General features: G+C 58.7%; 9 protein-coding genes. 1 reads left to right on the plus strand and 8 read right to left on the minus strand.

Annotated features, from left to right (window positions below; translation table 11 throughout):
• Positions 1-168 precede the first annotated feature (168 nt).
• The 3 genes from hpsO to IQ273_RS23900 form a co-directional block, all read right to left on the minus strand.
• A complete protein-coding gene (hpsO, locus tag IQ273_RS23890; protein WP_194025652.1) occupies positions 169-1347 on the minus strand; it encodes a hormogonium polysaccharide biosynthesis glycosyltransferase HpsO in 1179 nt (392 codons plus the stop codon).
• An 82-nt stretch (positions 1348-1429) separates the two neighbouring features.
• Positions 1430-1675, minus strand: a complete 246-nt coding sequence (locus IQ273_RS23895) for a DUF3253 domain-containing protein (protein WP_194025653.1) — start codon at positions 1673-1675, stop codon at positions 1430-1432.
• Positions 1672-2538 (minus strand): alpha/beta fold hydrolase, encoded by an 867-nt coding sequence (locus IQ273_RS23900; protein WP_194025654.1) that lies wholly within the window; start codon positions 2536-2538, stop codon positions 1672-1674. The genes IQ273_RS23895 and IQ273_RS23900 overlap by 4 nt, the downstream gene beginning before the upstream one ends.
• A gap of 486 nt (positions 2539-3024) precedes the next feature.
• On the opposite strand from IQ273_RS23900, the gene IQ273_RS23905 reads away from it, so the two are divergent.
• Positions 3025-3858 carry a hypothetical protein gene (locus IQ273_RS23905; protein ID WP_194025655.1) on the plus strand — a complete coding sequence of 278 codons (834 nt, stop codon included), beginning with the start codon at positions 3025-3027 and terminating at the stop codon, positions 3856-3858.
• Here the strand turns inward: IQ273_RS23905 and IQ273_RS23910 are convergent.
• The 5 genes from IQ273_RS23910 to IQ273_RS23930 all read right to left on the minus strand — a co-directional run bounded on the left by IQ273_RS23910 (position 3855) and on the right by IQ273_RS23930 (position 11145).
• Positions 3855-4349 (minus strand): histidine phosphatase family protein, encoded by a 495-nt coding sequence (locus tag IQ273_RS23910; RefSeq protein WP_194025656.1) that lies wholly within the window; start codon positions 4347-4349, stop codon positions 3855-3857. The genes IQ273_RS23905 and IQ273_RS23910 overlap by 4 nt on opposite strands.
• 130 nt (positions 4350-4479) lie before the next feature.
• Entirely contained in the window at positions 4480-6633 is a 2154-nt protein-coding gene (locus tag IQ273_RS23915) for a Tex family protein (RefSeq protein WP_194025657.1), read from the minus strand.
• Between the two features lie 38 nt (positions 6634-6671).
• Positions 6672-7058, minus strand: coding sequence for a DUF6516 family protein (locus IQ273_RS23920; protein ID WP_194025658.1), 387 nt, complete (start codon positions 7056-7058; stop codon positions 6672-6674).
• Positions 7059-7061: 3 nt separating this feature from the next.
• A complete protein-coding gene (locus IQ273_RS23925; protein WP_194025659.1) occupies positions 7062-7328 on the minus strand; it encodes a hypothetical protein in 267 nt (88 codons plus the stop codon).
• Between the two features lie 82 nt (positions 7329-7410).
• Complete coding sequence (locus IQ273_RS23930) at positions 7411-11145, minus strand: WD40 repeat domain-containing protein (RefSeq protein ID WP_194025660.1); 3735 nt, start codon at positions 11143-11145, stop codon at positions 7411-7413.
• Between the last annotated feature and the right edge of the window lie 232 nt (positions 11146-11377).

The following is an 11377-nucleotide window of genomic DNA, read 5'->3' on the forward strand; positions in this document are numbered from 1 at the left end:
GCTTTTACTTCCTCACGTGTCCGCCTATGCTGAGGCATTTGCGGGTCAATGGTGTACCAGGTGGCTAGGTTTCGACGTCGCTCAACCTTCAGCGATCGAGGTGCGCTCAGCCTTCAGCGATCGAGGGCTGAGCGACGTCGAAGTCCGATCATTGGGTACCTTATTTGCTTACGAATCCTCAATCTCTGTATAAAAGGCCAGCAGCTGCTTCGCCAGCGCCCGGTTGGTATAGCAACTCATAGCGCGGTGGTAGCCTGCCTCGGCTAACTCCTGCCGACGGGCAGAATCTTCCATAAGCAGGCGCAGGTGCTGGGCCAGGGCGGGGGCGTTGCCTTCGGGGAAAACTAACCCGGCCTGGTCGATGACGTTGGGAATTTCGCCGGAGTCGGAGCCGATCACAGGGACGGCGCAGGCCATGGCCTCGATCAGCACGTGGCCGAATTGTTCTTTCCAGCCGGTGGCGGTGAGGGTTTTGAACTGGTCGGTGGTTTCAGAGGGTAGCACCAGGGTATGCATGAGGTTGATGTAGTTTGGCACCTGGTCGTGGGGGATATCGGTGACCCAGCGCAGGCGATCGCCAATGCCCAGCCCATCAGCCTTAGATTGGATGCGATCGCGCAATTCACCCCGGCCCACCAGCAGCCACACCCAGGGCTGAGGCCGGTCACGCAGCATCGCCAGGGCATCACAGAAAGTGAGCAGCCCTTTTTCTTCCACAAACCGACCGCAGTAGCCCACGACAAAGGCATCGCTGGAAATACGCAAGGATTTTGCTAGCTCAGGCTGAGACTGGGGCCTAAACAAGACTTCGTCAACACCAAGCTGGGGCATGACCCGGTAGGGAGCTTGGTAGCCATGCTCACGCAAAATATCGGCCCCATCCTGGTTGCCCACTACCAGCCCGTGAGTGTGCCGCAGATTGTAGGCTTCTAGCGCAGAAATCGGAAACTTGAGCTGGTAGGGCAAATTCCACCAGGTGAAGAAGACATTTTTGGCCTCTAGACCCAGTAGGCGATTGAGGGTAATGGTTTGGGCATAGGCCAGCGCCCTAGACCCCTGCTCTACCTGAATTACCTGGGGCCGAAACGATTTGAGTAGACGGACCAGGTCTGGGCCAAAGCTGAGCAGACCCTGATTGTTTTGGCTCAGGTTGCCAAGGGGCTGGACGCGAAAGTTGTCTTCCCGTAGCGGCTCTGAAACAATCAGTCGGTTCTGCACGCCGCCGGGCTGCCAGCGCCGGGGCACCCCTACCACTACCTCAAGGTCGGGGGAAAGCTGGGCCAGGGCGCGCAGCTTTTCGCGGTTGAGGTCAACAATATAGGTATGGCTGATAACAAGCACGCGCATGGCTAGCGGCACTCCACAAATGGGGCATTTCTAGCTTGCCCAAATGAACCGATGAAGCGTAGGGATGCAATGGATCGCGCCGTTACAGCCTGTACCGAATTGGCCCCCTGGCCGTTTTGGGGTCGACAACTTGGCCTTTCTGAGTGGCCACTATGCGGCCCTCAAACACTAGCTCACAGCCTATTTTGCGCACAGCGGGCATCAGGGTACGCCAGTGTTCAGCACTAAGGGCACGGGCGACCTCGGAAGGGCAAATGGTCTTGTTGGGGCCGCGCTGGGCGACTAAATCGAGCAAAGCCGCACGGATACGTTCTGGAGAAGTGGTCACGATTCTAGAGCAAGAAATTCACGCATCAGGGCATTGACCTGGTGGGGTCGCTCTTGCTGTACCCAGTGGCTACAGTGGGGAATGTAGCGCAGCCGCAGATGGCTCACGTAGGCTTCGGTGCCAACGCTAAGTTCTTTGCCCAGGGCGGCATCGTCTTCGCCCCAGATCAGCAGGGTGGGGACTTCTAGAATGCCCCACGACTGCTGCCACCGACCGCTGAGGGCAAAGGATCGATAGTAGTTGATCATGGCGGTGAGGGCACCAGGCTTGGCGGCGGCGGCTTTGTAGGCCTGCAAGTCGGCGTCGCTAAAGGTGGTTTTGTCGATCGCCATACCCCGCAGCATTTGCTCGATCGCCCAGTAGTCACTGGCTTGCAGCGCTAGCTCGGGCAGCAGCGGCAGCTGAAAGGCCGCGATATACCAGCTCTTTAGCAGCTGCTGAGGCGTACGCAGCCCCTCAGCAAACTTGGCCGGGTGGGGAATATTCATGACGATCAGCGACTGTAGTAGCTCGGGGTGGGCGTAGGCAAAGGCCCAGGCGATCGCGCCGCCCCAGTCATGGCCGACCAGCACCATACGATCGTGGCCCAGCGCCGCCATGGCTCCCCGCACATCTTCGACCAAAACCTCTAGGCGGTAAGCTTCAAGACCTTCGGGTTTATCGCTGTCGTTGTAGCCCCGCAGATCTAGCGCGACGCAGGTGTAGTGGGCCGCAAAATAGTCGAGCTGGTGCCGCCACGAGTACCAAAATTCTGGAAAGCCGTGCAAAAAGAGCATCAGCGGTCCCTGCCCCTGGCTGACGTAGTGCAGACGCACGCCGTTGGTATCTAAAAAACCGTGCTGTGGACTGACTGCTGCCGTCATGGTCTCTCTACACTCGCCATCTCTTTCACTATACTGAGAACTTTTGGACTGGGGCTAACGATATTAGAGCCGCAGTCCAAAAGTTCTCAGTTATAGCTACAGTCGCCTGGGTTAGGACATCAGAAAACGTTCAAACGTTTGAACGTTCAAATATTTAGAAGAGAAATGTCTTAACCAGACTGGCTACAGCTATATGTAAATGTCAGGGCTCGATATTTATTCTGGTCACAAAATAACCTGATTCTCAATGGCGGCGGCTGTAGAGGGTAAAGAGCAATGAGGCTCTGTCGTTGTGGCGGTTGTTTTTAGCAACCCTTAAGGCGCTACAGCCAAGAGTTGCTGTTCACTGGCCAAACCCTAGTAGGTTACCGGGTTCCGAAGGCTGATCTTTGCGCTCTGGCCCCGATGGGGCGGTTCATAACCGTCGCGTTCTGGAATGACCTGCGGGTTTTGGCTCCCGTCACGTTCCTTGCGCCTGTTCCTGAAATGACTTCACTAGACGACCTTACCCTGCTGCAATGGTTTATTTCGGGGGATGCCACCCTGGAAGCCAATCAGTCTCTCCGTATTCAGCCTGCCAATAGTCTGCGCCAGCTTTTGAGCCGCCGGGGCCTGCTGCTGGCCACCGCCTACGATGCCGCCATACCCCCTCGTATTGAGGTGCGCCGCAGCACCGACTATACCAACGTGCTGCACCAAATTCTTCTAGACCATCACTTTATACCCATTGGGCAAGATCTAGACAGCCAAACTGTGGGTTATGCTCACTACCCCGTACCCGACGGCTACCGCATTGTCTACGGGCAGGCCCGGCAGCTGTGGAAGCTGTGGTGGTCACATGCCAGTCGATTGCGCGATCGCCACCTGCAGTTTGACCTGTTTGTGCTGATCAAACACCAGTGGTACCCCGTGCGCAACATTGCCATCAACAGCGGCACCCTCTACGCTGAGACCCTGCGCGGCGAGACCATCCACCACGGCGACGACATGATGGTATGGCTGGAAAAAGACCAGGCCGAGGCAGCCGAAAAGACCTGCTTTTGGACACCACCACCTGAAGCCAAACCAGGCCCAGCCACGGCTGCTCAGCCAGTTGCGGTATCCACTCAAGCTCAAGGTTCTCCGCCACTGCCCTTTGCTGCCGTCGGCTCTGCCCCGCAGGCTAGCGTAGACTCAACGCTGGCTCCGGTCGTATACGCAGTCGATGACAAGGTTTATGTACAGACTGCCGTGGGAGTCGTGGTGATTGAAGGCAACAACTTAAAAGCCTACGGCCTTGCGCCCCGCACCGCCGCCGCCAGCGTTCAGCAGCGCCGCTAAACAAATAGACGGGGCGGTAATAGCCACACCAGCGTGCCGCGACCGTATTCGACCTGTGCCCAGGTAGTCACCTCAAACGCTAGGCAGGCCATTACGGCTGTGGGCATCTGTACCGCACCTCCCCCCATAAAGTAGGTGACGGCGTCAGACCAGGTGGGCTGGTGGCCGACCAGCATAACGGAGCTATGGTGGTCGGCTACCTGGTGAACGACCTCTAGTACTTGCTTGATTGAGGCTTCGTAAAGATCGTCGGTGACCTTGATGGGGCATGGCCACCTTCCCGCCTCTGCGGCTAGCTCTAGGGTGGTGCGAGCCCGCACCGCCGACGAGGTAATGGCTAAATCGGGAACTTTGCCTGCCGCCGCAAGCAGCTTGCCCATGGTTTTGGCGGCGGTAATGCCGCGCTCAGCTACAGGGCGATCGCGATCGCGGCCAGAGCCAGCCTGCCAGTCTGACTTGCCGTGGCGAAAGAGAATTAGGTGTTTGGTCATGCCTATCGCTAAATCGGCGCGGAATCGGTTGCTCGGGCATCGCTCGGGCACTGCCCTGGGGCGATTCTCCTTGCCTACATTAGGGGATTGCCACGATGGAATCAATGCTATCGATAAATTTTCCCTGGGATTAGGCGTTCGCCCGCATGGAGAGGCTAATCCGCTTGAGTTTGATATCGACTTCCATAACCCGCACCGTGACCACCTGACCCACCTTGACAATGTCGTTGGGGTCGCTGACAAAGCGATCGGCCATCTGCGAAATGTGCACTAGCCCGTCCTGGTGTACGCCCACATCGACAAAAGCGCCAAAGTTGGTGACGTTGGTAACGCTGCCCTCCAGGGTCATGCCCGGCTTCAGGTCGGTGATTTCGTTAATGCCCTCCTGAAAGCGAGCGTAGGTAAACTGTTCGCGGGGGTCGCGGCCAGGCTTTTCTAGCTCCCGCAGAATGTCGCGCAGGGTGAGTTCGCCAGCGGCGGCGGTGGTGTACTTTTTGATATCGAGGCGCTGGAGGCGATCGGTGGCCTGGGACATTTGGGTGACAGGAATGGCCAGGTCGGCAGCGATCGCATCGACAATGCCGTAGCTCTCAGGGTGTACGGCTGTATTGTCCAACGGGTTTTTGCCATCGCGAATGCGCAGAAACCCCGCCGCCTGCTCAAAGGCTTTTGGCCCCAGCTTTTTTACCTTCAGCAGCTCTTTGCGCGACTGAAATACGCCATTGGTGTTGCGAAAATCTACAATATTGCCTGCCACCGTCGGGGTGAGCCCCGACACATAGGTCAACAGCTCGCGGGAAGCCATATTCAAATCGACGCCCACATAGTTAACGCAGCTTTCGATCGTGTCATCCAGCTTTTGCTTTAAGCGCTTTTGGTCGACATCGTGCTGGTACTGGCCCACGCCGATAGATTTAGGGTCAATCTTCACCAGTTCGGCCAGGGGGTCTTGCAGGCGGCGGGCAATGCTAATCGCCCCGCGCACCGTCACATCCAGATCGGGAAACTCCGCCGCCGCCACCTCGCTAGCCGAATAAATTGACGCCCCCGACTCATTCACAAACACCTTGACCGGCGGATTGGTCAGGGTTTTGAGCACCTCCTCCACAAAAGCGTCGGTCTCGCGGCTGGCGGTACCGTTGCCGATCGCGATCAGCTCAATGCGGTGCTTACGAATCATGCCTGCCAGGGTTTCGGCGGCCTGCTGCCGCTGCCGAGCCGACTGGTGCGGAAACACCGCCTGGTACTCTAAAAACTTACCGGTGCCATCCACCGCCGCCACCTTGCAACCGGTGCGAAAGCCCGGATCTACGCCCAGGGTGGGCTTCATGCCTGCCGGGGGCGACAGCAGCAGGTTCTTAAGATTCGCCTCAAAATTTTGGATTGAGACCTCATCGGCCCAGGCTTTTTTCTCGGCCATCACCTCGCTGGTCAGCGAGGGCTTGATCAGGCGGCTGTAGGCATCTTGAAGCACCCTCCGATAGAACTGGCGAATGTCGGCCACCGGGGTTTTAACCACCCGCTTTTCGAGGGTGTGCAGAACGGGGTCTTCCTCAATTGCCAGGCCCACTTTGAGAACGCCTTCGCGATCGCCCCGCAGGAGAGCTAGCAGGTTATGAGATGCGATCGCTCGCACCGGGGCCTGGTAAGACCGATACATTTCGTACTTGGTAGTGCCCTCGGGGTGGTCTTTTTTGATGCTGGCGGTAAACTGGCCGTGGTTGAGCAAGCGATCGCGCACATACTGCCGCAGATCCGCCCGCTCCGCCACCTGCTCCGCCAAAATATCTGCCGCCCCTTGCAACGCATCATCGGCGGTTTGCACGCCTTTTTGAGCATCAACAAAGGGCTGAGCGATCTGGATCAAAATCGCCTTTTTGCCGCTTTGGTTCAGGGCCTCAATCTGCTGGGCCAGGGGTTCGAGGCCCTTTTCTCTGGCCATAGTGGCGCGGGTGCGGCGCTTGGGCCGATAGGGCAGGTAGAGATCTTCCAGCTCGGTCTTTTGCTGGCAGGCCAGAATGGCCGATTTTAGCGCCTCGGTTAGCTTGCCCTGAGATTCGATTTCGCTCAGTACCGTCTGTCGTCGGTCTTCGAGCTCGGTCAAGTACTGGTAGCGTTCGGCGATCTGCCGCAGCTGCACCTCGTCTAAATCCCCCGTGCGCTCTTTGCGGTAGCGGGCCACAAAGGGCACCGTCGCGCCCTCGGCAAACAGCGTCAGAGTAGCGTCTACCTGGGCCGGGCGAATATCAAGTTCAGCGGCAATTAGGGCGGCAATGGTCATCATGACAGGCGGAAATAGTGGTGCTAGAAGGTACAGAGGTTTTAGAGGCAAAGCTCCTCTTCAAGGACGGCAATAAGCCCAGAGATGCCTAACATCTGACTAGACCCTACGTTATCGTCCTGACCAATGTGGACATGGTGGGGAAAAGACTCAATATGAGGAAAGTGCGGAGCATTATCCCAACGCTTTTTGAGCTGCTTCTGCTTCGCATCCATCCATTGATAACGGTAACGCTGTTGCTCGATTTGGTTTTTGAATATACGAAAAAATTCAGAAGCTTCTACAAAATCGCCGTTTGTCAGGGTTATACGAACCCGGAAATGGCCCCGGTCTAATAGGAGCATCTCCGTCACAGATACCCAGTCCTGAACTACAGGACTAGTCGTTAAGACATCTTTTGTGGCTATCACATAATCTTCGGGAGACACAGTCTACTGATTCACCAGAGGTTGAGGCCGCAACAGTTCATAGAAACCTGCCCAATCGATGTAATCCGCATCGTCTCCCAACTCACCTGTTGAAAACTGTTGATAAAACTGCTCGCTGGACATACCGTACTGTTGCTCATAATGATGCAGTTTTTCGCAAATTTCATCGTGGGTCTGCTCCTCCTTAATGCGGCTCAGCAAAAGTTGGCGCTCTGCTAGAGGGAGCGAACGAATGGTTTGAACCAAGCCATCAATGAGTTGAGTATTCATGGTTGTTCCTCTCTGCAAACCAGTTTACGAGGAAAACCTGGAATTTGGATGGCTGCTAGGAGCAGAACTCAGCATGGAGGAGTCAGTAGCTGACGATCGCCCCTAGAGACTTGAGCATGCGGGCTTCGGTGTCTGAAAGCCCGATGGCCTCGCGAATGTTGACGCCTTCGTAGGGGCGATCGGGGCGCAGGGTCTGCTGGCAAACGCCCGAATCTAAGGCCCAGACGCGAATTTCGTCATCCTGACTGGCGGTGACCAGGTGGGTACGGCTGGGGCTAACGGAGACCTGCCAAATATCCTGGCTGTGGCCGGTTAGAACATGGCGGCACTGGTTGGTTTCGACCGCCCACACTTCCACCTGGGCATCTTGGCTAGTGAGGGCAAGAATTTCGCCAGATGGGCTTAGGGTGACCCCCTGCAACCACTGCTCGGCAGGATGCTGCCACTGGCCTAGGGGGGCGGCGGGTTCGTTTTCGGGCAGTTCCCGAACGGTAGCTGAATCGCCTTGCTCCAGGCTCCACCAGCGCACGGTGCCATCGTGGCTGGCGCTCGCCAAAATATGGCCCTCGATCGCCAGGCTGTGTACCTGACTTTGGTGACCGCTCAGGGTGCGATAGTCTAAGGCCGACCCTGAGGAGCCAGCGCGACTGCGCTGTTGCCAAGGCCAAAGCCCAATGGTTCCGTCCCGTGCGCCTACGGCAATCCACTGACTATCGGCGCTAAACACCAGCGCTGACGGACTCTCGGGCACATGCTCTAAATCGCCCGCTGCCTTGCCGGTGGCGGTATCCCAAACAGAAATTTGCCCCTCTGTCCCAGCGCTGGCTAGCCATTGGCCATCGGCACTAAAGGCGAGCAGGCTAGCCGGGGTGGCAGTGGCCCAGATCCACTGACTTTGCCCCGTCGCCGCTGACCAAAGCCGAATGGTTTGATCGTCAGCGCTGCTAGCTAACCATTGGCCGTCGGCGCTGAGAGCTACGGTGCGCACCGCTCCCCCATGGCCGGTCAGCGGGCGAGGACCAACGGCATAGGGGCTATCGGCCTGTACCTGCCACAGGCGCAGATGAGTATCGTCATGGCCCGTTAAAATTTTGCCGCTGACGGCGTCGGCGCTAAAGGCCAAACAGCCAACCCGGTGGGCCTGACTGAGAAAACTGCGCCAGCACTGGCCTCGCCGGGCGTTCCAAAGCTTGATAGTGTAGTTGCTGCCGGTGACAAAGTAGCGACTGTCGGCGCTAAAGGCCAGCGCCCAAACCGGTGCCCCCAGCGACGACAGCGTGTAGCAGGCGCGGCGCTCTGGAATATCCCATACTGAAACGCTAAAGTCTTGGCGGCTGCACACCAGGTAGCGCCCATTCGGGCTAATCGCCAGGGCCGGGAGGGCCTGCACATCGGCGGGCAAAATCCAGCAGGGCAACCCGGTGTCTAGGTTCCAAATAGTGAGGCAGTGGTCGTCGTAGCCCGCCGCAAAGGGAATTGGCAGGCAGGCGGGGTCGTTGGGGTCGGCAAGGAACCCTGCGGTGCGCAGGTTCGCCGTCGATCGCGCCTGAAAGTCTTGCAGCAGGGTGCGATCGCGGGTCTGCCACAGGCAGGCCCGCTGGTCATCGCCGCCGCTGACCAGGCGATCGCCCGCCGTACTGTAGGCCAGGCTGTGAATTGGACCGTGGTGGCTCTCTAGTCGCCCCTGACTCATTCCTGAGGCCACTTCCCACAGGCACAGTTGCCCGCTATCGTCGCCCGAGGCCAGCTGGCTGCCGTCGGGGCTAAAGGCCAAGGCCCCCACAGCAACCTGGTGGTCGTTGAGCACATCGGTTTGGTAGGTGGTGCCCACCGGCCACAGCCAGATTTTTCCGGTCTCGGTGCCCACCGCCAGCAGATCGCCCTGGGGGCTAAAGGCCAGCGATCGCACCCCCTGAGACTGGTCTTCATCAAACATCCAGGCCAGCTTACCCCGGCTCAGATCCCACAGCAGCAGGCGGCCTTCGTGGTCGCCCGTGGCCAGGTAGCGATGGTGGTCGGGGGCAGCGGCTGGGCTAAAGGCGGCGACCGGGTCGCGGCCCAGGGCAGTGGCAAAGGCAGTATCGCTAAACTGGGCCTGACTAAAGTTGGCCCCCTGTAGGCTCACCCGGCGCAGATCACCCTGGTAAACGGCCAATCGAGAAAAGTCGGCCCCGCTCAGCCCCAGACCCAAATACTGGCAGAGGTGAATCAGGTTGCTGGCCCCGTAGCCGGGCTGATTAGCCAGCCCGGACAGCGCCTTGAGCAGGCGATCGCCCTTAGCAGCCAGCGCCTCGTCGGTAGGGTAGCGTTGCTTGAGTTCGTCGCCCAGGGGCACCAGCAGCGCCGCCCGCTGCCGCTCCTGCACCACCTCGCGAGCGGTCATGGTAATCAGGGGCAACCGCTGTAGCCACCCCAAAGATTCTGCCTCTAGCTCGGCCATCAGTGCTGCGTGCAGCCGCTCTAGCACCAGGGCCTGCACAATCGGCCCCAGGCTCAGCTCCAGCCCCCCTCCTTCAACGGGCAAACCCACCACCCAGCCGCGCCCCAGCACCGACTGCACCACCCCCTCCGCTGGGGTCGGTTGGATTGTGGCGATTAGCTGATCGAGGGTTACGGGCTCCTGCGCCAGGGCTAGGCCGTAGAGAATAGCCCATTCTTCGGACGGCAGCCGCGCTAGGGCTTGGCTAAAGGTACGCTGCACTACCAGCGGCACCGCTAGACTGTGAGCTTGAAGCAGCACTTTGGGCTGCCCCTGGTACATGTCGCGCAGGGTAGCCCCTACCCCCCTCAGTACCAGGGGGTGACTGCCGTAGCGATCGATTAAGGCCGCCCAGTCTGCGGTGCTAACGGTAGGCGAACCGGGGGTTTGCAGCAGCGGTTGCCCCCCCTCAATCGCTAAGTCTCCCAGGGCGAATTCCTGCACGCGCGGCCCCTGTACCTGAGCAAAATCGGCTGGTTTTTCGCGGCTGACCCAGACCAGACAGCTCTGGTGATGGCGCTCGGCCCCTTGGTTAAACAGCCGCTGAAGCGCTTCGGTACCCGTCCGGTAGGTCCCGAGCCGCTGCTGCGGCTCAAACAACTGCTCCATGTCATCCAGAATTAGCAGCACCTGACGCTGCTCTAGCTGATCGAGTACCCAGTCAACGGCGGTTAGGGGCGACAGGTCAGGCGTTGCCAAAGTGGGGCTAAGCCAGTGCAGAATAGCGGCTAGCACCGCTTCGTCGGTGACATTGGGGGGTAGCGCCAGATAACCACACTGCTCTACCTGGGGGCCGATGGCGGCGGCGATCGCCGCCGCCAAGGTGGTTTTACCTACCCCTGGCAGACCCCACAGCACCACCGTGCGGCAGCGTTCGGTCAAAATCCACTGGGTTATTTTGGCTAGCTCGCCGTCGCGCCCGCCGCAGTCAGCCAGGTCAATGCGGGGTGAGTCGCGGACCACTAAGGCCGGAGGCGTAGCGACTGGAGGCGTAGGTTCCGGAGGGGGTGCGGGTAGAGAGGGTACTTCGTCAGGGCTGGGGCTGGTCAGCGCTCCCTGAACGGCCCAGGTTTGCAGTACGTTTTGAATATTGCGCTTAGTGACTCGAATGCCCCGGCGATCGCTATCTACCAGGTCGGTGAGGAACTGCCAAAGCTTTGGGCCAACGTCTTTTTTGAGATAGTCTTCGGTGTAGCCGACGGTAGGGGTCGCCATCGCCGAGTAGGTTTTGTTCTCCCACGACCCCTTCAGCACCAGGCGCTCTACATCCTTGAGCGGGCGACCTTTGCGCTCTACGGCGACCTGGTTAATGAGTACAGCAATTTCCTCAAAGTCCATTGGCCCGACAGCTACAGATGACCCCCAATCGTGGCCCCAGTGTACCTGAATTTTTCAGAACTTTTCGGCGTGAGCTTACGTCTGAGCAGGCTGATGAGACAAAAAAATTCCCCAGCCCGAGGGCCAGGGAATAATCAGGGTGCATCTACCAATTCATATTTCAGGGCTGGTTAGGTGCATCAGGATGGTTTAGAACAGATTTTGCTAGAGTGCCCAGATGAGTGAGTGGGTG

The organism is Nodosilinea sp. LEGE 07298, from assembly GCF_015207265.1.
Lineage (GTDB): Bacteria > Cyanobacteriota > Cyanobacteriia > Phormidesmidales > Phormidesmidaceae > Nodosilinea.

Excerpts from the sequence above, each read along its gene's own strand:
- IQ273_RS23910 (WP_194025656.1), bottom strand. The coding sequence starts at position 4,349 with ATGACCAAACACCTAATTCTCTTTCGCCACGGCAAGTCAGACTGGCAG.
- IQ273_RS23915 (WP_194025657.1), bottom strand. The coding sequence starts at position 6,633 with ATGATGACCATTGCCGCCCTAATTGCCGCTGAACTTGATATTCGCCCG.
- hpsO (WP_194025652.1), bottom strand. The coding sequence starts at position 1,347 with ATGCGCGTGCTTGTTATCAGCCATACCTATATTGTTGACCTCAACCGC.
- IQ273_RS23900 (WP_194025654.1), bottom strand. The coding sequence starts at position 2,538 with ATGACGGCAGCAGTCAGTCCACAGCACGGTTTTTTAGATACCAACGGC.
- IQ273_RS23905 (WP_194025655.1), top strand. The coding sequence starts at position 3,025 with ATGACTTCACTAGACGACCTTACCCTGCTGCAATGGTTTATTTCGGGG.
- IQ273_RS23930 (WP_194025660.1), bottom strand. The coding sequence starts at position 11,145 with ATGGACTTTGAGGAAATTGCTGTACTCATTAACCAGGTCGCCGTAGAG.
- IQ273_RS23925 (WP_194025659.1), bottom strand. The coding sequence starts at position 7,328 with ATGAATACTCAACTCATTGATGGCTTGGTTCAAACCATTCGTTCGCTC.